General features: G+C 46.8%; 21 protein-coding genes, 1 tRNA gene and 1 pseudogene. 12 read left to right on the top strand and 11 right to left on the bottom strand.

From position 1 onward, the window contains the following. Positions 1 to 125 precede the first annotated feature (125 nt). The 4 genes from OEZ43_21190 to OEZ43_21175 all read right to left on the bottom strand — a co-directional run bounded on the left by OEZ43_21190 (position 126) and on the right by OEZ43_21175 (position 6,673). A complete protein-coding gene (locus OEZ43_21190) occupies positions 126 to 1,601 on the bottom strand; it encodes an Ig-like domain-containing protein (protein MDH5548100.1) in 1,476 nt (491 codons plus the stop codon). 262 nt (positions 1,602 to 1,863) lie between these two features. Continuing rightward, positions 1,864 to 3,270 carry an Ig-like domain-containing protein gene (locus OEZ43_21185; protein MDH5548099.1) on the bottom strand — a complete coding sequence of 469 codons (1,407 nt, stop codon included), beginning with the start codon at positions 3,268 to 3,270 and terminating at the stop codon, positions 1,864 to 1,866. A 207-nt stretch (positions 3,271 to 3,477) separates the two neighbouring features. After that, positions 3,478 to 5,817 (bottom strand): hypothetical protein, encoded by a 2,340-nt coding sequence (locus tag OEZ43_21180; GenBank protein ID MDH5548098.1) that lies wholly within the window; start codon positions 5,815 to 5,817, stop codon positions 3,478 to 3,480. Positions 5,818 to 5,845: 28 nt separating this feature from the next. Next, complete coding sequence (locus OEZ43_21175; protein MDH5548097.1) at positions 5,846 to 6,673, bottom strand: DUF6502 family protein; 828 nt, start codon at positions 6,671 to 6,673, stop codon at positions 5,846 to 5,848. A gap of 205 nt (positions 6,674 to 6,878) precedes the next feature. Between OEZ43_21175 and OEZ43_21170 the strand changes: the two are divergent. Then, a pseudogene (locus OEZ43_21170) lies at positions 6,879 to 7,025 on the top strand (IS256 family transposase). Between the two features lie 322 nt (positions 7,026 to 7,347). On the opposite strand, the gene OEZ43_21165 reads toward OEZ43_21170, so the two are convergent. Then, positions 7,348 to 8,097 (bottom strand): glycosyltransferase, encoded by a 750-nt coding sequence (locus tag OEZ43_21165; GenBank protein ID MDH5548096.1) that lies wholly within the window; start codon positions 8,095 to 8,097, stop codon positions 7,348 to 7,350. 6 nt (positions 8,098 to 8,103) lie between these two features. Next, positions 8,104 to 9,189 (bottom strand): undecaprenyl-phosphate alpha-N-acetylglucosaminyl 1-phosphate transferase, encoded by a 1,086-nt coding sequence (locus OEZ43_21160; protein ID MDH5548095.1) that lies wholly within the window; start codon positions 9,187 to 9,189, stop codon positions 8,104 to 8,106. A 392-nt stretch (positions 9,190 to 9,581) separates the two neighbouring features. On the opposite strand from OEZ43_21160, the gene galU reads away from it, so the two are divergent. From galU to OEZ43_21145, 3 genes are read left to right on the top strand one after another with little or no spacing between them, the layout of a single operon-like run. Further along, entirely contained in the window at positions 9,582 to 10,478 is an 897-nt protein-coding gene (galU, locus tag OEZ43_21155; GenBank protein ID MDH5548094.1) for a UTP--glucose-1-phosphate uridylyltransferase GalU, read from the top strand. Between the two features lie 2 nt (positions 10,479 to 10,480). Next, positions 10,481 to 10,780: a nucleotidyltransferase domain-containing protein gene (locus OEZ43_21150; GenBank protein MDH5548093.1), complete on the top strand. Its 300-nt coding sequence runs from the start codon at positions 10,481 to 10,483 to the stop codon at positions 10,778 to 10,780. Continuing rightward, positions 10,777 to 11,295 carry a hypothetical protein gene (locus OEZ43_21145; protein MDH5548092.1) on the top strand — a complete coding sequence of 173 codons (519 nt, stop codon included), beginning with the start codon at positions 10,777 to 10,779 and terminating at the stop codon, positions 11,293 to 11,295. The genes OEZ43_21150 and OEZ43_21145 overlap by 4 nt, the downstream gene beginning before the upstream one ends. 23 nt (positions 11,296 to 11,318) lie before the next feature. On the opposite strand, the gene OEZ43_21140 is transcribed toward OEZ43_21145, so the two are convergent. Beyond that, positions 11,319 to 13,157: an SEC-C domain-containing protein gene (locus tag OEZ43_21140; protein MDH5548091.1), complete on the bottom strand. Its 1,839-nt coding sequence runs from the start codon at positions 13,155 to 13,157 to the stop codon at positions 11,319 to 11,321. Between the two features lie 255 nt (positions 13,158 to 13,412). Here OEZ43_21140 and cysM point away from each other — a divergent pair, with 255 nt between their 5' ends. The 4 genes from cysM (at position 13,413) to OEZ43_21120 (ending at position 18,461) form a co-directional block, all read left to right on the top strand. Further along, complete coding sequence (cysM, locus tag OEZ43_21135; protein MDH5548090.1) at positions 13,413 to 14,306, top strand: cysteine synthase CysM; 894 nt, start codon at positions 13,413 to 13,415, stop codon at positions 14,304 to 14,306. A gap of 500 nt (positions 14,307 to 14,806) precedes the next feature. Next, positions 14,807 to 15,481, top strand: coding sequence for a VPLPA-CTERM sorting domain-containing protein (locus OEZ43_21130; protein ID MDH5548089.1), 675 nt, complete (start codon positions 14,807 to 14,809; stop codon positions 15,479 to 15,481). Positions 15,482 to 16,530: 1,049 nt separating this feature from the next. Continuing rightward, the gene (gene rlmD / locus OEZ43_21125) at positions 16,531 to 17,853 is read left to right on the top strand and encodes a 23S rRNA (uracil(1939)-C(5))-methyltransferase RlmD (protein MDH5548088.1); all 1,323 of its coding nucleotides are present in this window, start codon (positions 16,531 to 16,533) and stop codon (positions 17,851 to 17,853) included. Next, entirely contained in the window at positions 17,850 to 18,461 is a 612-nt protein-coding gene (locus OEZ43_21120) for a hypothetical protein (GenBank protein MDH5548087.1), read from the top strand. The genes rlmD and OEZ43_21120 overlap by 4 nt, the downstream gene beginning before the upstream one ends. A 204-nt stretch (positions 18,462 to 18,665) precedes the next feature. Here the strand turns inward: OEZ43_21120 and OEZ43_21115 are convergent, their stop codons facing one another. From OEZ43_21115 to OEZ43_21105, 3 genes are all read right to left on the bottom strand, one after another. Beyond that, positions 18,666 to 19,205 carry a hypothetical protein gene (locus OEZ43_21115; GenBank protein MDH5548086.1) on the bottom strand — a complete coding sequence of 180 codons (540 nt, stop codon included), beginning with the start codon at positions 19,203 to 19,205 and terminating at the stop codon, positions 18,666 to 18,668. 341 nt (positions 19,206 to 19,546) lie between these two features. Continuing rightward, the gene (locus OEZ43_21110; protein MDH5548085.1) at positions 19,547 to 19,732 is read right to left on the bottom strand and encodes a hypothetical protein; all 186 of its coding nucleotides are present in this window, start codon (positions 19,730 to 19,732) and stop codon (positions 19,547 to 19,549) included. Between the two features lie 69 nt (positions 19,733 to 19,801). Beyond that, on the bottom strand, positions 19,802 to 20,464 hold the full coding sequence (locus tag OEZ43_21105) for a Bax inhibitor-1/YccA family protein (protein ID MDH5548084.1): 663 nt from the start codon (positions 20,462 to 20,464) through the stop codon (positions 19,802 to 19,804). Between the two features lie 209 nt (positions 20,465 to 20,673). On the opposite strand from OEZ43_21105, the gene OEZ43_21100 reads away from it, so the two are divergent. The 4 genes from OEZ43_21100 (at position 20,674) to OEZ43_21085 (ending at position 23,861) form a co-directional block, all read left to right on the top strand. Beyond that, positions 20,674 to 20,761 (top strand) — tRNA-Ser (locus OEZ43_21100). A gap of 143 nt (positions 20,762 to 20,904) precedes the next feature. Then, complete coding sequence (locus tag OEZ43_21095) at positions 20,905 to 21,693, top strand: hypothetical protein (GenBank protein MDH5548083.1); 789 nt, start codon at positions 20,905 to 20,907, stop codon at positions 21,691 to 21,693. A 79-nt stretch (positions 21,694 to 21,772) separates the two neighbouring features. After that, positions 21,773 to 21,985 carry an AlpA family transcriptional regulator gene (locus tag OEZ43_21090; protein MDH5548082.1) on the top strand — a complete coding sequence of 71 codons (213 nt, stop codon included), beginning with the start codon at positions 21,773 to 21,775 and terminating at the stop codon, positions 21,983 to 21,985. A gap of 487 nt (positions 21,986 to 22,472) precedes the next feature. Beyond that, positions 22,473 to 23,861 (top strand): AAA family ATPase, encoded by a 1,389-nt coding sequence (locus OEZ43_21085; GenBank protein ID MDH5548081.1) that lies wholly within the window; start codon positions 22,473 to 22,475, stop codon positions 23,859 to 23,861. 524 nt (positions 23,862 to 24,385) lie between these two features. Here the strand turns inward: OEZ43_21085 and OEZ43_21080 are convergent. After that, positions 24,386 to 24,982 (bottom strand): site-specific integrase, encoded by a 597-nt coding sequence (locus OEZ43_21080; GenBank protein ID MDH5548080.1) that lies wholly within the window; start codon positions 24,980 to 24,982, stop codon positions 24,386 to 24,388. Positions 24,983 to 25,349: the final 367 nt, after the last annotated feature.

Raw genomic sequence — 25,349 nt, 5'->3', positions numbered from 1 at the left:
ATCATCAAAATGGACAATGCCAATTAGAAATTGGAAATCGGCGCTGAATCGGTTTACGATTGAGTTCGAAGATCGGTTGATCAACTATGTTTAACAACTGCAGTTACACAGAATGGTTTACAGTCTCAACCGAATGGAACACCACCTCCGCCAAAGACATAAATCTTACCGCTAACGGTTTCCGCAAGAAAAGATTTTCTTCCGAAGTTCATGGACTCTACGCCAAGCCAAGTTCCCGCGTTTGCATCGAACAACTCAACAGTCGACAATAGCGTGCCATTTGGCTCTGTTGAGCCACCCATCACATATATTTTGCCATCTAAAGTTACACACTCAGGACTGTCTCTAGCAATAGACATGTTTTGGGATAATGTCCAATCATCAGCCGTGGGATCATACACGTATACCGTACTTGAATATGTGTCTGTAAAGCCGCCGAGAAGATAAATCTTATTATTTAAAACACATCCAGCGTTGTAAGCCAATACAACGGGAGAAGGCGAACCACTTGACCAAGAGTCAGTTAGTGGATCATAAATCTCGACATGATTTTTATAGTTCCAACCTGCCCCATGCCTCGATGGTCCGTCGTCCGTGATACCATAACCTCCAAATACATAGATTTTTCCGTTTACTACACTGCTAGAAAAACCTAAACGATAGGTCGGTCTCGGTGCTTTTACGTTCCAAGAATCGTTTGCGGGGTCGTATTCCAACAAATCATTTTTAAGACCGTCAAGTCCACTACCTACCACGATATATATTCTTCCTGCTAAAACATGCGCTTCCAGTGAAAGAGCGCCAACTGGCATAGGGGATTTTGCGTACCATATATCCTGCAAAGGATCATAGACAGAGACATTAAGATGAGCGGACCCCCTACCACCAAAAAGATATATTTTGTTATCGTAGGCCGCGGACCCGCCCGCCGATCCATCCGGCATCGAATTCCTAATAACCCAAGGATTGGGCAATATATCTAAAGGAAAAGATGCAAGATCGATATCGTCTGTACCATCGGACACAGATATAACGATATTTTGAATGCTTCCTACATCGGAGTTAGTTGGCGTACCGCTTAATTTACCAGTGGCATCACTAAAGATTGCCCAACTAGGAAGAAAGTTGATCGAAAATGTAAGTGCGTCATCTTCTATGTCAGAGGCCCTAGGTACGAATGAGTATTCTTTGTAAGCCTTTACTTCAGTAGGTGGAGCCCCTTCAATTTTTGGAGGGTCATTAACCGGGTTTATAGTTATCGAGACTGTAGCGACATTGCTATCATAGCTGCCATCTGTGACTTTATACTTGAATTGATCCCCGCCATAATAGTCTGGATCGGGTTCATATCGTAGATTCGGGTAGTCTCCTGAAATAATTCCGTGAGACGGCTGCCTTTCTAAAAAATATTCCGTGACATTATCTTCCCTGTCTGTAACGGCTAATTGAAAATCTACTACGTTGTCTTCGTCGGTTTCTATTGAAAAACTGGCTGCCTTTGGGGCAGAGCTTAAGTCCTCAAGAGAAGCATCTTCGTGCAAACATCCGGTAATCAACACACTACCGACAAGCATTACAAGATTTTTCTTATTTAGTTTCATATTGTAAATCTTCTATTTCAAATACCGACTCAAGACATGCCTTAGTTTCTTGCTTTCCTCATATTTTTACCACTGCGATCTCCAGGAGAGTGTTTAGTACAAAATATTTCATGCATTTCAACGTACGAATTATGCATCATCGGCACTACATCTGATGGTACGTATACCATTAGCCTACATTGACTTCAAGTTCAATTGTCCATAAATGACTCATAGACGTTGACTGTATTTAGGATTTTTGAATCTACATCTTTTCCGCCGACTATATATAGTACGTCGTTTGTCGCACCATACCGTAATGGGATCGAAGATCTGGCATTGGTGACTTATGACTCCAGCTCATGTCACTAGTATTTAAAGCTTGAACTGTTCGTGTAAAGCTGCCGTTTGATATGCCTCCAAATACGTACACTATACCATTCATATTCACTGCTCCAAAATGTGCCGATCGCGGAGTCAACAGGTCGCCACCGGCTTCCCATGTATCAGTAAGTGGCTTATAAATGCGAAAAATGTTTTCAGTGAAAAAACCTCCGAAGATAAAAATACTATCATCTACAGTTGCACATGACATGGAAAAATTACCCGTTTCCATTGCCGTTTTTGATACCCAGGTATTACTTAAAGGATCGTACATTTCAACCGAAGCTAAATGTTCGACGCTAGATTGTCCACCAAAGACAAATATTTTGTCGTCATAAACACAGCTAGAATGAAGGGTTCTCGGCACTTGAAGTGACGCCATAACAGACCACGAATCACTAGTAATGTCGTATGCCTCAACTGAATCCAGTACATGTGTTATGTTGGTTCCTCCAATTACGAACACTTTATCTCCAATAACATGCGAACTGAACGAATTTCTTGGGGTGTTCATAGGCGTTTTTGTTGTCCGGGTGTCAGTTTGCACATCGTAAACATCAGTTGATGATTCCATTGTATCGCTGTATCCTGCTAGTGCGAATAATTTTGAACCAGTGTTTGTCACACTTAAAGACGCCCGCCCCTTCGCCATTGAAGTCCCACTAGACCATGGATTGTATATCACTTCGATAGAAAATGGCGAAAGTTCAGTTGTCGAGTTGCTATCCGAGACCGAAATAACAATATTGGAAAAAGTACTAATATCCGAGACGCTTGGAATTCCCTTCAACTCGCCAGTAGACTCGCTAAAGGTAGCCCATTTGGGTAAATTATTGATCGAATATGTCAAATTGTCGCTATCAATGTCACTCGCAGTTGGTAAGAACAAATACTCTTCGTTTGTTTTGACAATAAGTAGTGGAGTACCAAATATTTTGGGCTGGTCATCAACTGGATAAATTCGTACGGTGACTGTAGCGACATTGCTGTCATAGCTACCATCTGTGACTTTATATTTAAATTGATCCTCGCCGTAATAGTTCGGATTGGGTTCATATCGTAGATTCGGATAGACTCCTGAAATGACTCCGTGAGATGGCTGCTCCTCTATAAAATATTCCCTGACATCATCTTCTCTGTCCGTAACGGCTAATTGAAAATCTACTACGTTGTCTTCGTAAGTTTCGATTGAAAAACTGGCTGCCTTTGGGGTAGAGCTTAAGTCCTCAAGAGAGGAATCTTCGTATAAACACCCGGAAATAAACACACTAGCGGTAAATATTACGATGTTATTTTTTAGATTCATTGTACACCTCTTACTTCATATTCTATTTAAAAATACCCGTGCGCATTGAACAAAGCGTTGAATTGCCTAGAGCATTGTAAATGTATTGCAGCGAAGTAAGCGGCTGGCGCATTTGCTAGCGTAATTATAGTACAATTCGTGTGGACACAAAAGGACCCTGGCGAGTCCAGAAATTTAGAATTAGGCTCGCTCTACAGAAATGAAGGTTCACTTAGCCAATTCTCCTTCATAGCTGATCTTTGTGATAATTATATCAGTGTTTCTAATAGCACCTTGGGAGCTTAATAGGATATATCCCCCGTCATCGGTATATATTATTTGACTCAATCCATTTGCACGGTCATAGTTGCTTCCATCGTCGATTAACTTTTCCTCTTTTACCACGTAGCCCTGAAAGTCGTAGACGGTGCGATAGAGTCCGTATTCCATTTGCGAATTAAACCCGTATTGGACAACTTCAATTACGTTTTCACGCAGGAGGACTAGAGAGGATCGTTCCTCAATAAAAAGGTTTTTTATCCATTTTATTTCGCCGAGTTCGCTATACATCGCATACGTACTTCCTCCCATTGCCTGTAGGCCAACAAAAACATCTCCACTTGGAAGAATAGAAACGCCGGTGAAATTACCGTAGTAAGCGGCCATCGAAGACATCTCCTGCAATTCAAGATAGGAGTATTGGTCACCTGATTTAGATATCTTGTAAAGGTAGGCCTTATCACTCCAGTAATTCGCTGGGTCGTCGGGTGTAGGATCGTAGAAGCCGGTCAACAGGAAGTCACCGGCAGAATCTCTGCTTGCAGAATGTAGTGTCTCGAAGTCAAATGTAGACTGATCAAAGGTGTGAACCCATAACTGCACGTGACTTAAATCAAATCGTTCAACTTTTGGAACATATTCTCTGTAAGTAGAATCGCCTATGACGGTTTCGTATAGAAATTTCCTGGTGGCGAGTAGGTATCCATCCTCTAGCCTCAATAGTTTTGAGAAGATTTCGTTTTCTATTATTCGTTCATGAATTTTGTTGCCAATATTGTCAGTTTCGATTAACCAGATTCGTCTGTTTTGCCACGATCCGGTGGCTCCCACAATTAGAAAATTACCGTTAGCTAGTTCAATTACGTCCTCTCCAAGATTGATTTCTGGTGTGTCGAAAGTCTTGTTCCACTGTTCAGCACCATTGATATCTATTTTTAGTAGATAGATTCCTCTAGTTCTGACTTGCCCACTTTCAGTAGAACCAACAACTAGAAAGCCACCATCACTGGTGGCGATGATTTTAGCTGCGTAGTCAGACTTGTTGCCGCCGTAGGAGCGAGTAAATATGCCAACAATCAGTTCGTCAGTCTCACTCCAGTTTCCCCATATCCCCGATGCATTTTGAGCCCGGGTTCTGAGGTTGTATCTTCCGGTATTGTCGAAGACAAGAGATGTTTCAGAAGAATTAATGGTTTTTTCTATATAAATTTGAGAAAAATCGGGGGTCTTAGCTATATTAATCTCGATGGTATTTGCAAAATCGCTAGTCTTCCAGCCAAAAATGATTTCCTGTTGTCCAAGTAGTGTCGTTGCTTTGTCCGGCTTGGTTAATACCGGAGCCTCACTATAAACGTAGGGGCTTTCGTCGCTTTCGTCGGGAATGCCGTCATTGTCGTTATCCAAATCGTCGCTATTCATGGTGCCATCACCATCGGTATCGATGAAGAGGTCCATGTTGGCGACGGGTAGGGCTGTGCCCGAGGATTCACTACTTAGTTGTCGTAGAAAACTCGCAATGGAACCAGGGTTGAGCTGCCTGGTGGCATCTTGAAGCTGGAGAATAAGTTCGCTATCGGAAATCTCGCCATCGTCACCGATATCGTTGGATAAGGTGTTAAGCAGCAAGGTCAACTCACTGTCCAGGGTAGAGCCGTCGCTAGTTTTACTTTGATTAATGGCATGTTGGTAAATGGTGGCAGAAAGTGCCAAAACATAGGCATTCCCTGTGGACTGGGCTTCTTCAACATTAAACAGATTCAACTGCGAGAAGTCCGTGAGTTCAGTAATTGGTAAAACTGGCTGAAAGGCATCAACGACTTCTAACTCCGCACGCTTGATAGCATCTTTTATGGATAGACTATCCGCCAGCAGTGTTTGGATACGTTTATAGGAAAGGTGGGTCAATATGTTGACGTAGATTTTCTGATCGGTGGCACTTTCAATGAATTTGATCGCCTTCAACTGCAATCGGGCCTGGGAAAGTCCACCGGTGATCTCATTGAAGTGATAGCCATCGGCGGTGATGAGAATAGGCCCAGTTTTGGTTAGCGAAAACCTGAAACTCCCCAGGTTATCGTCAATTTCGGTTAAAACCGTTTCGGTCGATGGCGTGCCATCGTTGAGCAATTGATTGATGAGAACCTCGGAGCCAATGACGTAAGGGCCCTTTTGTGCCGAGCCGCTGATCTTGAACTCAGTGAGTCCTGTTCCGATAATCCCATCAATATAACCACAACCACTGAGACCGGTGAGGAAGAAAAGCGCAATAACCATCCTAGACTTATACATCGTATACCACCCTGCTAAATTTCTGCGACTAGTGCGAATTCGCCGCAACTTTGTTTTGATTGTTTTTGAAAAAATACACACCAAAGCCTGTTCGATAGGGAATGGTCGGCGGTTTTTTCAATTTTTCTTTTTTCTCCGCCAACCATTCATTTAGCTCCAACAACAGATTCATGGCCTTTTTTTGGCTAAGCTCTTCGAACTCTTCCACTACGGGTTGGGGTAGGTCGGTATAGACGACCGAACGCTGAAACCTTGGGGGGGTTGTATCATCTAGGTTGTTCTCTAGTGTTCCCAGAAAGTCCTTTGCGCATTCACCCATAATCTCAATTTTTCGTGATACGCTTTTCTCCGGAATATACCCAATCTGTTTGAGTAGAATTCTTCCGTCTTCTGTCTTCTCAATTGCTCCCACTCGCTCAAGTTCGTCGTAAACCGCACCCGCTGTAATATCCCCGCTATAGCGTTTCACGAGACCAGTAAAGGAGAATGTGCCGGTTTCTCGCCAGGGTAGGCTTAAGGGGTTACCTTCGGTATCGCAAAAATCCTTATCCCGCAACCATCCACTGATAACGCGAGAGGCCCGATTTAGTGGTACGTCTTCTTTTTCTTCTAAAAGCGAAGGTAGCATCCTAATTCTCAGAACTTCTTTTCGACTTAAGCCAGTCAAGACGGCGACTCTTGAATTGGTTTGCTTTCGTCCTGCTATAGAAAAGTCATCAAAACCAACATCTACAAATACTCGTCTAGATAACTCATTGAATTCACTATGAGAAACGCCGTGTTTTAACAGTATCCTGATAATAGGGCGCAGGATATTGGCTGTGGCGAGGAGTAGGATTGGCTTTATTTTGTCCATAGTGGGATAAATATCCCGTTAATTGGCGTTTGTCAATAACTAAATTGTGGGAATAGAGGCGTGATGCAACTGAGTACGGATGATTTTGAATTTTGCGAAGCTGTGCTATCGGGATTTGCGGAACCTAGACGGATGGTATCTGCTCGTATGAAATTCTAGCTTTTACATGTAACTTATCTTGTAGTGTGAAGTAATCTTGATGTAGGTAGGTGCTTTCCAGCATGGACAATCTGCACTGATGCTGTGCGTGGTCCGGCTCCGCCGCATCGCGAGTACTAACTGGGGAACAAAAAAATACCTGAATATGAGGTTGCTAAATGAACTGAAATTTGAACAGCGACTAGCGGGTTAAACGTGCTTCCAAATGAAAAATCGAAAGACTTTTTTACACTAGCCACTTGTTTGCTCCATATTAGTGTCCACTTAAAAGTTAGTGGACACCTAATGCATCGTGAAAAATGAATGGTTCAAGATGGGGTAGCCGGACGGTTATTTTTTGTCGACTTCATTTCTAACTAAAACGGAGCACTGCCTCCTAAAAAAGCGAAAAATAGTTTAGGTAATCAGTCGAAATGAAATCCTCAGTGTTGTAAGAATATAGTATAGTTGAGCAGATTTAAGTGACAAGGCGAGTATGGGGAATGAACATTAAGGCTAATTTATCTATAAACCGACTAAAAAAATTGAGGTATTTTCTGCAGGTTCTTAAATAAAATAGTGGTGGGGTTGCCAACATTGTTACGCTTTATAGCTTTTAGATCTTCCTTGGTTTTTTGAATGATGGATTTTAGACTGCGATTGCTTATTCCGCCAACTCGCATTTTTACCAAAGTTCTATCGATGTATGTGCTCGTTATAGAGTGTTTCCCAAAGAAACGAAGAATTATGTCGTAGTCTGCTGCAATTTGTAAACTCGTGTTAAACACGCCATATTTCTCATACACGCTTCTCTTGATGAAGAGAGAAGGATGCGGCGGCATCCATCCAAACAAAAGTTTTCTTTTACTATAACTTCCACTTTTCCATTTGCGAAGAACTCTAGAAGAGTTGTTATTGGAGATATATACTAGGTCACCGTAGACGGAATCAGAATTGTTCTGTAGAAAAGCATTCGCTACCTTGGACAATACCAAATTATTTTCATATATGTCATCTGAATGTAGAAAAGCAATTATATCGCCAGTCGAAGCCTTAATTCCCTTATTGAGCGCGTCATAAATACCAGAATCAGGTTCCGAAATTATGGAATCAATTTTCGAAGACCAATTGCGAATCTTCGCTAATGTTGAATCTGATGAATTACCATCGATAACAATATATTCGATATTTTCATAGTCTTGGGATAAAACGGAGCGTATACAGCTCTCAATGTTTTTTTCATTATTATACACAGCCGTGATTACAGAAATTTTTGGTTTCGTCATAAATATTCAATTTCTAAAAATATGAGAATTATCTTGGGGAGTGGGAGTATTTGTCCTCCGAATAACCTTCATCACCCTCCAAGCATGACTCATCCCCCAAAAATACAGCGCAAACATCGTAATAAACGCTGTCATCATTAGCGGTTCTGAAAGATGCAGTTTTTGACTAAATCCACCCACAAACGCCAGTATCATCGCAATCGAGATCATGAACCACACTGACGCCTGAGGCGAGTATCCAGCCACCAGCAAGATATGATGAAAATGTTCTCTATCTGGCGCGAACGGTGAACGTCCTTTAATAATCCTGCGCAGCATAATACAAACCGTATCCAGCAACGGCAGTGCAACCAACCACAGCGCTGTTACTGGGCTGATTACTCTGTCTTCGCCCTGTGCCGCAGAGACAAGAAACCAAACCAGAATCAACCCCAGCAGCATGCTGCCACCATTACCCATAAATATCTGTGCACGCTTACGCCATGGTGAGCGCATATTGAACATCAGGAAGCCGAACAAGACAGCAAGAAATAGTGGTATCACATTCAGTAACGGTGACGAACCTACCAGTGCCGCGACACCAACTACGGTCAAGGTTACAAATGCCAAGCCGCCAGCTAGACCATCCATTCCATCTGACATGTTCACGGCATTGATGACCCCAACAATCGCAATCACACTGAAGATGACCGACAGCGGACCAAGATCGAAGGTGGAATTACCGAACAGATTTCCAAGATCCACCAGCACCACACCGTCGATAAAGACAATCATCAATGCTGCGGTGATTTGTGCAAGAAAACGCATGGCTGGGCGTAAATCGACGAAATCATCGATGGTACCAATGGCTAGCAATAACCCGCCGGCGATAATAAGGCCTTTGATCTCGGCAAACGGGAAATCGACGATGGAAAGTCCGGTGAGCAAGCCGATATACATGGCGATTCCGCCGATTAATGGCACCGCGCCCTTGTGTTTTTTGCGTCCGCCGGGTTTGTCGACCAGGCCTATATGCTCAGCGACCGGCTGCAATGCCCAGATGAACAGGCAGGTGGTGGTGAAGGCGACGATGTAGCTTGCGAGGTTTTCCATAGATATTGACTACCAGACTTATTCATTCACTGTGTGTCTGTAAATCCCAACGACTGAGTCCAAATCAGTCGGGTGAAGCATACCCGAAATCCTTTAAAGACGCCAGTAGGTATCAGAATTTGCACTATTTGGTATATCGGGCCCAAAATGAAAATGTTAAGAGAAGAATAGCCTGTAATCCGTCACAATTTAAGTGTTTTTGGCAATTTTGTGCTAAAGCCGGGCGAATATTCTGTGTCTAAACCTGATTTCCGGGCGCTTGTTTTAACGACAAGTTCGGCCTCTGGCTGAAGCTAAATCACCGAATTCAGGGCCAAAAAACAATCCGCAGATGAAAACTTCATCCCAATTGTGCGAGAATGCCCCCGGACTTGAATCGCTAAGGATGTACGATGCCAAAACCTGTCAGAAAAGCCGTTTTCCCCGTCGCTGGCATGGGGACCCGATTTCTCCCCGCTACCAAGGCCAATCCCAAGGAAATGTTGCCGGTGGTGGACAAGCCGCTAATCCAGTATGCCGCTGAGGAGGCGATTGCCGCGGGTTGCGAGCAGTTGATCTTTGTCACCTCATCGTCCAAGCGCGCTATCGAAGACCATTTTGACAAGAACTTCGAGCTGGAAGCCTTATTAGAGTCCAAGCAAAAGCACGCCTTACTCGAAACCGTTCAACAAATCCTCCCCAAGGGAGTGTCCTGCGTCTATGTGCGCCAGCCGGAGGCCCTGGGCCTGGGACATGCGGTGCTGTGCGCCAAAGATGTGGTTGGGGATGAGCCTTTCGCGGTTATCCTCGCCGACGACTTGATCGACGGCAATAAGAAAGGCTGTCTCGGGCAGATGGTAGACTTATATAACGAGCGCGGTTGCAGTATTCTGGGTGTGGAGCCGGTTGCCGCCGAGGACACCGACAAATACGGTATCGTCGCCGGTCGCGAGACCCAGCCACGGGTGACCAAGGTCGACCAAATCGTCGAGAAACCAAAACCCGCAGACGCACCCTCGACCCTGGCTGTAGTTGGTCGCTATATCCTAACCCCACGCATCTTCGAGTTACTCGAAACCACCCAACGTGGCGCAGGCAACGAGATCCAACTCACCGACGGCATCGCCACCTTGCTCGATTTCGAACACGTGCTGACCTATCAATTCGACGGCCAACGTTACGACTGTGGTGATAAACTCGGCTACCTCAAGGCGACGGTTGAATACGGCCTCAAACACGCGGAACTGGGTGACGGGTTTCGAAAGTATTTGGGGCGGTATTGTGATCCGGAAGTGTTTAATCAGAAATAGCTATGCGTCTTTCTGAAAAATCCAGACAAGTGATAAAAGAGTGCGTGAGGGAAATTTTTGGTCCCGATGCCTCGGTCAAATTGTTTGGTTCCCGCTTGGATGATGCTGGAAAAGGTGGTGACATCGATCTTTTAGTAGAAACGCCTCAGAAGCTTGCCGATGCCGGGATGAAGGCATCCACTGTTTCGGCGCGGATACAACTGCGACTGGGAGTACAAAAAATAGATGTGCTATATCTATATCCCGGTATGAGCACCTCACCAGCGCACAAACAGGCACTGGAAAACGGAATTTTGTTATGAGCCAAGCACTTTCCAATGATCGCGTACGTTTCCTGGCCACACTGGAAATTGTACGCAGGGAAATCAAAGTCTATAAATACAGCCAGGACCGCCTTTTCGCCATGACTATCGACCGCAATTGGGTGGAGGGACTCGAAACGGATATGCAGGCCGCCGAAACACTAGAAGCCTTTGTCAGTCGATTCGGCAGGCTTCAGGACACTATGGGTGACAAACTGGTCCCTCGCGCATTATCAGCATTGGCCGAAAAAACCGGTAGCATGTTGGACAATCTTAATCGAGCCGAAAGACTTGGCTGGATAGCAAGTGCCGAAACCTGGTTGGTCGCAAGGGAGTTGCGAAACAAATTAGTTCACGAGTATATGCTGGATGAGAATTTGTTTGCGCAGGATGTGAATAATGCTGCCAACTTCTATTCGCTATTCGAAAACACCTACAAGCAGTTAAAGGAAGTTGCGGAAAAACAATTCGGCGTTGCCGAGGCAGACTTTGCGAACTATTTAAAAAGTTCCTAGACCGCACTGGCAACGTCATTGACTTAATCAATTAATTCCAGCTGTCTGTCCTTGGACGCACTCTTCCAACCATTCTTTAACCACGTGAACACGGGCTCTTGCCGCCATATCTCACCAAAACGCTGGCGATAAAACCACGCCTGGTCGTCTCCGCCCATGGTGATGTAACCCGGTTCGATCTTGGGTTGGCGCAGGGTTTTGGCGGTGAGTCCTTTGTAGACCTTGGGCCAACGATTCTTGGCCTGGGCGAGTAGCTGATTTGCGCGGGTGTTATTGCCAACGTGATAGTGGGCGAGGGCGGCGCCAAACAACATCTCCGGGCCCTCGTCGTATTCGTATTTGTTGGCCAGTTTAAGCATGGCCTGCCAGTTGGCATCCCGCAGATAGTGTTCGGCGAGTATCATGCGCAGGCCGTGATTGTCTCGGGGGTTGATCCGGAACACCAGCCATTCCGCCAGTTCACGCGCTTGTGGATGTTGTCTGTGGGCATCCAGAATAGAAACATAGCTCACCATCAGCCGGACCGCTGGCCGGTTTTCCAAGGCGAGCCAGGTTATGGCGCGGTTTTCTGCCTTGTTCGCGGCGATATTGCACAGCAACACGCGGTAAGCCCATTGCAGCAGCGGCAGCAGATACTCTTTTTCAAACCACGGCGTATTGTTTTCCGGTACGCTGCTCAGGGCGCGATAGACATCATCGAGTACATTGAACAATTGAAGGGCGTCGGGGTTTTCCTGCACAAAGCCGACCCATGCTTCGGCGATATCGTCATCCCATGGGTCTTCATCGTCTGCATGAAACATGCTTGCACCAAAAGGGTCGAGCATCGGACTCAACTGATCCCATTGGCGTGATAGCTTTGAAGCCTCGCTGCGCACCATCAGAATTCCATCGTCATCATCCGGTCCATCGTGAATATCGTAAAAACACTTAGGCGTGCTTTGCGGCAGTGCCCGAATGAGTGGTGCGAGCACCTCGTTGGCCAGTGGCAGCGCGCCCATGCCGGCATCGGCAAAAGTACGCTCAGGCGCTTCGATAACGCTACGGAAAAAATCCAATATCTCTGGTGGTGCCTTGTCCCCAAGACGTCGGAAACGGCTCAGCCAGAATTGCGCGCGTTGCTTAGCCATGTCGATATTGCCCTGGCTCATGAGCAGGGTGATTTCCAGATGTCCCAGATCCAGGTTGTCCGGCTCCATACGCTGGGCAGCCTTGAATGTGTCCCAAGCGCCGTCGAAATCACCTTTATCGGCCAGTACCAGGGCTTGTCGACGCAGTGCTATCGCACGAAAATACTTGTCGTTCGATGCCAGGCCTAAATTGATAAGTTGTTGTTTCTTCCGAGGCTTGCCGAGTTGTAGGTAACAGTCGATCAGCAGCTCGAAGGCATCATCAAAGTGTTTCGGTAGTTTCTTTTGCCCGGCGTTAAATATCGGTTCGAGCAGGATGGCCGCCTTTTCGTAGTCATACTTATCCATTAAATCCCCGGCCACAATCAGCCGTTCCCGGCACGCAAGATCTTCTATGCTAATGGCCTTGAGCGCCTTCTTGGAAAAATCACCCAGCACATAGGGCAGGAGAACCTCAGTACTGATCGGTGGACCCAGGTGTTCCATGGACTGGCAGCACTTTTTGTATTTCAGCCCCGAGCCGCAGAAACAGGGATCGTTACGTTTGGGTTGCGGCAAGGGCCTTGGTCGGAAGCCGTTGTCGACCAGCGGCATCACATTCCATAGATTCACGGCCAGCGCTCTGGCACCGCCTTTCATGTCTTCGTCCGACATACCGGCGGGAAACATATCGCGGGCGAAAATCGGCAGGGCCTCGCTCATCGCGTCAAGAAATTCCGTTGCGTGCTTCACTTCCTGCGCCTTGCGGCTAGCAATCATGAGTGCGATCTCGAGTCCCTCTAGAAACTCTTGTGGTGGGCTATTGTTTTCCATGATTTATATCTTGTTGTGTTGAGGTGCTTGCCGAGCATTATACGTGAAGGTGGCGATGGGTGGGAGCGGGGCGAATCATGTGCTTGTCATACCCGAAACGATGTCGCTATCTACAGTATCGGTCGTTGCCTGTGTTATATTTCCTCCCATACCCATGTTTAGACTGAACTTTATATGACCTTCCCTAGCATAGAATCTTTCGTCGGTAACACCCCTCTCGTTCGCCTGCAACGCCTGCCCGGTGAGACCAGCAACCACATCCTGGTCAAACTCGAAGGCAATAATCCCGCAGGTTCAGTCAAAGACAGACCGGCGATGAGTATGATCCAGCATGCTGAGGCGAGGGGTGAGATCAAGCCCGGCGACACCTTGATCGAGGCGACGAGTGGTAACACCGGTATTGCCCTGGCCATGGCCGCAGCGATTAAGGGCTATCGCATGATCCTGATCATGCCCGACAACATGAGTGTCGAACGTCGCGCCTCGATGCGCGCCTATGGCGCCGAGATCATTCTGGTGACCCGAGAGCAGAGCATGGAAGGTGCGCGGGATCTGGCCAAACAGATGGAGGCCGAAGGCAAGGGCAAGGTCCTGGATCAGTTTGGCAACATGGACAACCCGCTCGCCCACTATGAAGGGACCGGCCCGGAAATCTGGCGCGATACCCAGGGAAAAGTCACCCACTTCGTCAGCGCCATGGGCACCACCGGCACCATCATGGGCACCTCGCGTTACCTCAAAGAACAGAATCCGAATATACGCATCGTTGGCGTGCAACCGAAAGAAGGGGCGAGCATCCCCGGTATACGTCGCTGGCCCAAAGAGTATCTACCGAAAATCTTCGATGCCAGCCGCGTAGACGAGACCTTGGAAGTGTCTCAACAGGACGCCGAAGACACGACCCGTGCCCTAGCCTCAAGAGAAGGAATCTTCTGCGGCATCTCCTCCGGTGGCGCGGTTGCAGCGGCCTTACAGCTTTCCAAGACCGTCGAGAATGCCGTGATTGTAGCGATCATTTGCGATCGGGGAGACCGCTATCTTTCGACTGGGGTTTTTCCGGCGGAATAAAACCTTATTTGAATCAGAGGGTTATCGGTGACACTATAGCGGCGCGACGCCAATGCGCAGTACCTACATCAAATGATATGCCCCGAGTTCCTTAGACAGAATCCAAAGCCTGGTTTTCCTATACCCAAATCTCGCACTCACTCTAAAGGCCAATGAGGCGTGGCGCGTGTGAAAACGTACGCGCCATGGACGGCGCGTTCGAGCCTACAGGGATGTATTCACGGCGATTTTCAAAGGAAAAATATTTACGCAAACAAAATAAAAATCCACCGACCAAGGCCGGTGGATCTATAGGGGTGAGCTCTTCAAGAGTTGTTGTTATTGATGAAAAGCCTGCTCATTTAATCCCAGTGAGTTTAACAAAAGCTTAAACCAAAAATTTAGGTGAAAAATAATCATGAAATGAAAACTTATTTTAGGTTTAATCTTTTTTTAAGTCCAAAACCACTAGCATGCGCCCTCCAAAACAAAACCAATAAAACACAGAAAGGAGTATTGTGATGTTTTCTCATGTCATAAAAGTGACACTCATCGGCGCAAGCCTTTTACTATCCACCAACACCTTTGCAGTTCCTGTTCAATTTAGTTTTGCCAGCAACACCGCATTGACTACGGATCTGCTTGCATATCACTCAGGTAGTTTGTCACTCGCGTTGAGCGCAAAACAAATTTCCGGTGATACTGAAACGGCGGTTGATCTTTATCAAGACAGCAATGGTATCGGTGCATATTCGGGCGGAAGTGATAACACAGAACTGGATGCCTACGGACCAGACGAATCGCTCTATCTACAATTCAATCAATCCGTGTCATTGCTCAATGCGAGCTTTTCACAAATCGGAACGAATGATGATTTTCAACTATTTGTCGACGATGAGTTGAAATTCGATAGTGCCATTCCTGGTGGAAACGCCAGCGATACAGGAATAAGCGAAATGGAATTCACCGATATGCTATTCAGTGGAACACTTTTTCGTTTCGCTCCCATCAACACCTATGACGATTTTTCACTTTCTTCAATTACCGTCGATTTCGCAGAAAATCCTTCAGAAACAACAACTGTACCTATACCTGCCAGCCTCTGGCTAGTACTTTCAGGCCTCGGTGCGATGTTATCTGTAAGACGAATGCAAAGGGAAGGCAGTAATATCGACGCCAATTCGCTACTTGCTTAAAAAGTACGAACGGAGTTGTTTCAGGGAAGAAGGTTGCAACTTGCATCTGGCAAGAAAACAATGATGTTTTTCCGCAGCGCGATATAAAACTTTCAAGAAAAACAATAAGGAAAGCGACGATAGACTGTTCGGGATGAATAGCTTGGCAAGGACGCAGACCAGGGATAGACATACGACGAATAAAAATAGCAATGGAGGGAGCGCATGTAAGGATTACGAAAATAAGAGAAACTTCCACGCACAGAAAAACAATACGGACTAATCACCAAGGAAGGAATGTGCGCGAGACAATAAAAACTGATTTCTATTTCACAAGGGAAGTGAAAATGATCTCTCGAAAAGTCCGAGATCAAGGAGGAGGGACACCAGCTACAAACATAGATAGGCGCAAGCAAAAACAACAAGGAATAAATCCAAGGAAGGAAGTGCGCGCCAAATCTATTTTGTAGGTCTCGGTTTTTCACAGGAAGTGACACAGCGGAAAGACTGACGATAAGGAATTGCGTGTAGTGACTGAACACGGTCACTAGAAAATCGCTAACGTAGTCAAGGGATGACCAGGCACAAAAGATAACAACAAGGACAATTGATCAAGGAAGATGTATGTGCTAGATCGTCAGTTTCTGCGAAACACAAACAATAATAAAAAGGGAGGCATAGTGGAATGTAAAACAGTTTCGTTCAACAAGTAACAACGCTGCATACCAAATAACAACAAGGAGTCCATCCAAAGGAAGGAACGGTATGCACAACAAACACTACCGGCGAGCAAAAAATAACAAATAGAAACGGCGACACCGGTAGTAGAACAGAACCCGCGCGATAATAAAAACAACAAAGCCCAAAAAGCGGCGCGAGTGTGTTCTACCCATTAACCCTGTATCCCTGCTTTAGCCACAATACGACCGCTTGCCCAAGCGCTGTAGCTAAAGTGCGGGACACAGGGTTGTTTTTTTCCGCCGTGGAAATTCCTGCTTTCATCCCCTGCGGTTAATGTTAAAATCTCCACCCGATAGTATTACCTATAACTACGCATACCTGGATCTCTTATGGCCAAACGCAAAATCCCCAACCAGCCTTTCGAGGCTAATGTCGATGATTTATCCCACGAGGGTAAAGGAGTGGCACGGCAGGGCGAAAAAGTCGTGTTTATCGACGGTGCTTTACCGGGTGAAGAGGTCGTCTACAAGATTCATAAACGGCGTCGCAGTTATGACGAAGGGCATGTACTCGAAATCAAAACAGCCTCCGACCTAAGAGTTGAACCCAAATGCGAGTACTTTGGACTGTGCGGTGGTTGCAGCCTGCAACACCTATCAGCTGAGGAACAAATCAAATTTAAACAAAAAGGCCTACTCGACAATATTCGAAAAATGGCTCACCTCGAACCGCCAGAAGTTTTGCCGCCTCTACGGTGCGAACCCTGGGGCTATCGTCGCAAGGCTCGTCTCGGTGTGCGTTACGTTGAAAAGAAGGAAAGAGTACTGGTAGGGTTTCGCGAACGTAGAAGTCCGTATCTTGCCGACCTGGCACGTTGTGAGGTTTTGTATCCAACAGTCGGGCTTCACCTGGAGGCCTTGTCACAACTCATCGCCAGTCTTTCTATCTACAATGAGATTCCACAAATCGAAGTATCTATCGGCGATGAGGTACAAGTTCTGATTTTTCGCCACATGTCACCCCTGAACGAAAGCGATCTACAAAATCTAAGAACGTTTGGCGAACAACACCAGTTTCAGATCTGGCTCCAACCCGGTGGCCCGGATACGATACATTGTCTATCGCCGCAATCGCCGGAGCCGTTATCGTACAGGCTTGATGAATTTGGTCTCACTATCGAATTTCTCCCGTCCGACTTTACCCAGGTCAATACGGAAATTAATCGCAAGATGATTCCCCTGGCACTCGAACTACTCGATGTGCAAGCTGATGACACAGTGATGGATTTGTTTTGTGGTCTGGGAAATTTTAGTTTGCCCTTGGCTACGCGCGTCAAACATGTAATCGGTGTGGAAGGGGAGGCAGGTCTGGTTCAACGCGCCAGGGAAAACGCCCGGCGCAATAATATCGAAAACATAGAATTTCACGTCGCCAATCTCTATGAAGATTTTCAGGGATTTTCTTGGGCGAAACAAGGTGTCGATAAATTATTGCTCGATCCACCACGCAGTGGTGCCTTGGAAGTGGCGCAGTTTCTGAAAAAATTGAAACCCAAGCGTATCGTTTATGTCTCATGCGGTCCCGCTACACTAGCACGCGATATTGATGAAATTGTCAATCGTCAAGGCTATAAATTGCGTAAAGTTGGCGTAATGGATATGTTTCCACACACGGCCCACGTCGAATCGATTGCCGTCTTTGAGCGAAAATGATGAACAGTAGATATCTGGCATTGGCGTTTATCGTTTTCTGCCTCATGCCGAATTCACCTGCTCATGCCAAACATCGTGAAACAGACAATATACTCCCACTGTCGATGTTCGTTGGTGTCGGTATGGTTACGCCCAAGCAGGTCGGCAACACGCAATTCAACTACAGTCGTCAAATTGAACTGGCGACGCTCTACAGAGTTCATAATAACTTTGGTGTCGGTATCGGTTTCAATCTGATGTCACGGAGCTTTGACTATCAGGGCGCCACGAAAGAGTATTCGATCGATACCTTGTTTACCCAATTCAAATGGCATCCACGTTATTCACCAAACTCGTGGGGCGTATATCTCGGATCAAAAGTGAATATACATGTCGTGCTATACGGAGAAATTGGCGGTCTCGATTCCACTGATGAAGATGCAGTGGTCTGGGGAGTGGAACCCCTCGCCGGAATTTTAATTCCGTTATTCTATTCCCATTTGTTTCTTGATATCTCGGCAAGTTATCAACTGCGCCAGTTCCCGGTTCTGTATCATCAACCGGAAGCGAGTCGACAGCGGAATGTGCAAGATAATGTGGTAATACTCCAGGCAAGCATCCGCTTTTAGTATCCTCTGTGTAAGTCATCTAGCAAGCAATAGCTGCGTTAAAAACGAATTCGCAATGCTCATTTACTATCTGTAAACTGCGCTTGCTCATTCGTTTTTGCCTTGCTCTTGCTCACTAGCTAACTCACACAGAGGATACTACGTAGCTGGATATTCCATCTAGCAAGCAATAGCGGCGTTAATAAGAAACTCGCATTGCTTTTTTTAAAACATCCAACGCAAACCAACATTATTAACAATAATCACCGGATACCCAGGCACAATCGCATAAATAAAACGTATATCTTTACTATAAATCCATTCAAACTCCAGATAACCCCCATACCACAGAAAGTTGGTTTCGAAGGCGCCTGTCTGCGGTGTTTTGCCATAGAAGGCATTGCCTTGATAGCCAGTGGTTTTGGTCCACCAGTTTTCGCGCCAGATATAGGTCGGGCCTATGCCCATGCGGAACAACATGCGATCAAACTTGTTGGCCTCCAGATAAACACCCAATTGAAAAAAGCCTGACCAGAAACCGCCAGAGTCCTGGTAGGTGGCAGCGCTTGCACGCAGTAGAAATTGATCATTGAGATAGTAATCGGCATCGACTTCTGCACCGGGATGAAGAAACCAATTCTTGTTGATGTGGTGTGTTAAACCGTAAAGTTTCAAATTCAACGCGTATTGCCCGTGTTGGCTGGAAAAACATAGGCCCGACGCAAGGATTAGAATTAGAAAAAGCAACACAGTTGACTGTTTCATCGGGAAAGTCGCATTCTTAGAATTAACGTCTATTGCGAGCATAGCAAATAGCCCCGGATTTGGAACAGCGACTTTCTTGTTTGGAGAAATTAAGAAGTACCACCGGCAAAGCCGGTGGTGAAACTGCGGCAGACTTTTCAGTATTGTTGTTGTTTTACGAAAAGCCTGAACATTACATACCAATCATTTTAACGAATTCTTAAATGCATCATTGAATGCGTGGATATGCCCAAAGAATTCTTTGACTAGCACCAAGGTGTTATGAGGTAGGAGTGGAAATTAACTAAAAAGTTAAAGCTATTGGATTCGCTTTAAAGTCGAACGATAGACAAACATTTGGCTTATCTAACCGACATCACCAGGAATACGATAAACAACACGACCATTGCCAAAGGGATCAAAGCCGATTGCCAGTCTTTCGTGGTGGCCTTTTTACTATCCTGAAACATCTGTTTGGCGCGCGGAAAAAGGTAGACGAGCATCATCACGATAAAAATCGCTGACAGTATCTTCATCCAATCGTCCATAAACTCTCCACCGGAAATTAAAAAGCCCCAACCGCCAAAGCGGTCAGGGCTATGAAAACGTACAAGAAATTAGTCGTCGCTACCGAAAACACCAAGGATTTGCAGCAAGCTGACGAAGATATTGTAGATGCTGAGATAGAGTCCAACCGTCGCCATGATGTAGTTGGTCTCACCGCCATTAACGATACGGCTGGTATCAAACAGGATGAAAGCACTCATCAGCAGAATAACCGCACCGGAGATCGCCAGTGATAGGGCTGGGATTTCCAGGAAGATATTCGCCAGCGCTGTAACCAGCACCGCAATCATACCCGCCATCACGAAGCCACCGAGGAAAGAGAAATCCTTACGTGTCGCCAGTGCATAGCCGGAAAGACCGAGGAATACCGCGCCGGTACCACCCATCGCCGTCATCACCAACTGCCCACCATTAGGTAGCGCAAGATAGTGACTAAGCATCGGCCCAAGGCCAAAGCCCAACATACCCGTAATCAAGAATACGACGCCTAGGCCGGCGGCGGAATTTGCGGTACGTGGAAGCACAAACCAGATCAGCACCAGGGCGCCAATACTAGTAAAAAGCGATACACCGTAGGGTACTTCGATAAACATCGAGATACCGGCAGTGATGGCAGAAAACACCAAAGTCAGTGAAAGTAAGGTGTAGGTATTACGTAACACCTTGTTTTTAGGGACAACTGAAACGCCTGTATTGGAATACACGGGATTCATGTGATTAAACTCTCCTTCAATTGCAACAGTTTAGTAAGACCAGGTTCCATAAAGATGGTTCAAAGGATACCAGTTCGGTCGGGAATGACAATAGCTTGAGAAATTTACCAATAATGGCTGGCCTTTTTTACACGTTTTCGGTATCTTACGCGGCTTCGGCGGATCACGGCCGCAACTGCATATAGACAGTGTAAATGTGACAACAATTTGGAGAGGTGGCTGAGCGGTCGAAAGCGGCGGTCTTGAAAACCGTTGAAGGGTGACCTTCCTAGGGTTCGAATCCCTACCTCTCCGCCATTACACGATTAAAGCGCCTTTCATATCAATATGTTAGGCGTTTTTTGTTTCTGCGGGTCCCCCAGGAAGTCCCCCACAGTGTGATTTTGGATCACATGCACATGTTTATTCTTCAGCGTTATCCCCGAGGAGAGTGTCCAGTGATGAAGTACACCACAGATATGCAAGCCTTTGTCGAAAATTCTAAGCTAGAAATTCCAACAGACGATAGTATCAACGAACAGGTAACGGAAGTTTTGGCTTATGGGCTTCGGCATTACGGTATAAAAAACACCTCGCTGTGGGAGGGTGATGCGCTGACGAAACTGGTTTCTGCATATATAGTTGATCCCCGTACTCATAACCCTGAAAGAAGGTTTCTAAGCTTTCTACGTCGGTTTACGGAATTGGAAAATACCTGGAAACTTGCCGTCAACCACCAATACGATGTGAATTGGCATATTCGTGAGCACGAAAGACTCGAGTATTGGGAAAATAATAGAGACCAAATTGTGCGCAAGATACGGGAAGCTGCTGAATTTGCGCAATTAGGCCAAGGCCCTAACTTTGGCCCCCAGCTGATCTGGGGTAGTAAGCAAGCCATTCGGTTATATTCCGGAGAGTCTGTTTTAATGGATATGCACCAACTTGCCAGATATTTCGAAACCGCGCCGTTGACGGAAATTTTTCCGGCCAGCGTCGATTATCTTCAAGAATATGTGCTCAAGAAAGAATGCATATCACACAGCGGCGCCGCTAAGAAGGGTATCTCAGGGGTAAGGGCGGGAATAGTACGCGACTGTTCTAAATTTGTTCCTGACAATTTTTCTGATAGGAATGTGCTAATAGTGGACCTGCTCTCCTGTGCTGACGTTACAGCGGAAAACGGTAAGATGTTATCCGCAAGCTATGTAGGGGGGGTTGTCAAAGCAAAGCGCCAAAAAAGTAATTAGCCCTTAGCCAGACATTTCTTTTTCGTATATCACCCTATCTAAACTTCCCTCTTCCATTAACAACCTAAAAGAGGTGAAGATGTCCGATATAGTTCTACGTCTTCCAGACGTCGTCCGACGTACTGGCATGTCAAAAAGTACCATCTATATGATGGTTGGTGAGGGGAGCTTTCCTGCGCCAATAAAACTATCACACCGTGCCATTGGGTGGAGGGAATCTGAGATCGATTCCTGGATCGCCAAAAAAGTTAGCCACTTAGCATTGATGAAAGTGGATAGGAGGGTGAAATGACTCTCCGTAGCAGTAATGCATATAATCCATGGAACAGGTACCCATTTCGCCGCGAATCGCTGCCTTGCCCGAGCACATATTTCAAGGAGCAGGGCATAAAGCTCAACGGACGTGGTACATGGAAAACGGCTATTTGCCCTTTCCACGATGATACTCAGCCGTCGCTGCGGGTTAACGTCGACAAGGGGGCTTTCAAGTGTATGGCTTGTGGCGCAAAAGGGGGAGATGTCCTCGACTTCCATAGACGGCTTCATAGCCTGAGCTTTAAAGCTGCTGCGCAAGACCTTAATGCATGGGAGTAGTAAACATGGCTGGAGCAATATCAGATGAGTCCCCTAAAGACGCGGCCAGGCGGCTGTCAAAGCACAAGATCGAGAAGGGCTACGTGCCAAAGGCGCTGCATGTTTACACGGACCCGTATGGAAACCCTCAGTATTGGGTAATACGGTTAGAAAATGAGCAAACGGGCGAGAAATGGATTCGCCCTATGCACCTGACTGAAAAAGGCTACGAGTTTGGTCAGCCCGACTTTCAGAAGGGAAGGAAGCCACTTTATAACATTCATAACTGCTTCCCGCAGAAGCCAGATGAGGAAATTTTTCTGGTGGAAGGTGAAAAGTGCGCGGACATCTTGATCAGTAAGGGTATCCTCGCGATCACTAGTGGAGGAGCCGAATCGGGTAGTAGTGCCTATTTTCATCCGCTTGCAGGGAGAAGGGTGGTGATTTGGCCTGACAACGACAAAGCCGGTAGAGGTTACGCAGATTGCTGCGGTACTAGGCTGAAGGAGCTGGGATGCACCGTAGAGTTGATAGACGTTGAAGCCCTGGGGCTCCCTGAAAAAGGAGACGTGTATGACTGGCTTCGCATGGATGCAAGTCGTGGAGCGGTAGATGTGCTAGCGTTGCCGCGCAAGGAATATGGTGCATCCCCCATCGAGGAGGTGGTAGAACTCGAAACGGAATCGAATGAACCAAAGGTCATAACCTTGCCAGATTTCCTCAAGCTGGATCTACCGGAACGGGAGTACCTACTGGCCCCATGGCTACCCAGGCAGGGTTTGACGATGATTCACGCGTATAGAGGGGTAGGCAAGACTTATGTCGCCCTCAATATTGCGGTGGCAGTAGCAAGTGGCGGTAGTTTGTTTGGATGGAACGCACCAGCGCCTGCGTCGGTACTGTATCTGGATGGCGAAATGTCTGCACGTTCGCTACAGGAACGCCTTGCGCAAATCGTACAGAGTAATGAGGTTGGCATACCAGAACGGCTACGAATAATGACGCCTGACCTTCAGCCAAAAGGCAGACCGCATTTCAATTTGTACTCCACCACAGATCAGGAGTTGCTGGAGCCATTTCTGGAAGGTTGCGATCTGCTTATCATTGACAATCTCGCCACGATCGCCAGTGGAGGAAAGTTAAATGACGCGGAGTCCTGGAGGCCAGTACAAGACTGGATTCTGGGGAAAAGGGCAGCAGGACTCAGTATTCTGTTTATCCATCACAGCGGAAAAAACGGTGGCCAGAGGGGTACTAGCGCGAAGGAAGACGTGTTGGATACTGTGATTGGGCTGAAGAGGCCTGGTGACTATAGTCCTTCCGAGGGAGCACGTTTCGAGGTTCACTTCGAGAAGGCTCGGAGCTTTAGCGGAGATGATAGCGAACCCCTAGAATGTAAGATGACGATTGACCCTTCCGGCAATATTGTTTGGGACTATGCGAAGGTACAAGATACTCTCTTTCAGCGAGTGGTAGACTTGGCAGAGGAGGGTTTGTCTCAAACGGACATAGCCGCTGAGGTCGGAAAGCATAAATCAACTATATCTAGGATGTTGAAGCGTGCCAGAGAGGAGGGATTGCTAGAAGCTGCATAGGCAGTGGAGTTGTTGCACGGTTGCTTGCGCTAAGGAGGCGCAACAGTGCAACCCGCAAAACGACATCCTGGTAAAATAGCGATACCCGTTTAGGTCGTCTGTCCGAAACCTGATCAGGCGGGGAATATATTGAATTGCATGGTTGCTCCAACTAAGGAAGAACAACCGTGCAACTTATCTATTTTGAATATCTGGGTCAGAGGTAATTCGGTGTGAGGCGCAAGCAAACTTGTAATGCGAGGACCCGAAAGGGAGCCCCCTGCCAGTGTAAAGCGCTTCCAAACGGCAGGTGCAGGCTTCACGGAGGACTTTCCACAGGACCCAAAACTCCACAGGGTAGACTCACCGCTCTGCGAAATCTAAAGCAGTATGTCGACAAAGAATGTTGATCTCACTGTAGCTTCTAGCAATTGGACACACCTCACGCGCACGCGCGCGTCACGGGGTTCGGGAGGTATTGGACAGAGACTGTACAACTGTACGACAAGTGTCCAATGGGGTGTCCAACACTGTACGAACCTCCGCTACAACACACCCTCTGATATCTTCTTCAACCTGGCCGGGTTGTCCTCTACATACTGCGCTGTCATGGCAATACTGCTATGGCCCATCAGATTCGACACCGCCTTGATGTCCACGCCCTTCTCAATCAATGTGGTTGCGAAACTACGACGACCCGAATGGGAGCTGGCCCCCTCGATACCGGCGCTCTTGAACATTCGCTGAAACACTTGCTGCAAGCTGTTGGGTGAAAACCTGAGTCCCTTTTGGGACCTGAACAATGGTGCGTCAGGATGGAAAGTTGCCCCATCCAGTTGCCGTCGCTCTGTGAGATAGGCTGTAAGGGCAGATCTGACCCTGGGGTTAGTCAGATAGACATGACGTTGTTTCGCGCCCTTGGTCATCCTGCGGATGAGGTTAAGCTCCTCTCGCAATTCACCAGCCTCGGTGAAAACATCCCTGATACTAAGCGCAGCAATTTCCTTTACCCGTAGCCCCAGGCCAAAGCTGATATAGAGTAGGGCGGTGTTTCTCGAGGCGTGTCTGTCAGTGGATACCAGCTTGAGCAAACGCTTGAGTTCTTCTTCAGTGAGTACCTTGGCTTTTCCTTCTCTTGGCATGTCACTCCCTCCTTTCCGTGTAGAAATCTAACGATATTGATAATAATTACATATTATGGGAGCGAATCTGTCCATAGGCAAGCCGCAAGGCTCTGCAATATAGGAAACATGTACAAATTATAGTTTCTACATGTTTTGGTCGTGACGGAGAGGGTTCATGCTCACAGGGGTATTGCAGCAAGACTTCACAGCAGTGCAGCAAGGCTGGTCAGTCATGTAACACTCCTGTTGCAATACTTCCCCAAGCAAACTCCTGAGTCTGGAAAATTGTTCGCGGCCCAGGGGGGGAGGGGGGGTACTGGACACAGAAAACTACCCGGGGGGGTGGAAGGGTCCATATGGGTAGTTATAGCGGCGACCGAAGTTA

The organism is Gammaproteobacteria bacterium, from assembly GCA_029881255.1.
GTDB lineage: Bacteria > Pseudomonadota > Gammaproteobacteria > S012-40 > S012-40 > JAOUMY01.
This window is presented reverse-complemented; position numbering and strand designations above follow the sequence as displayed.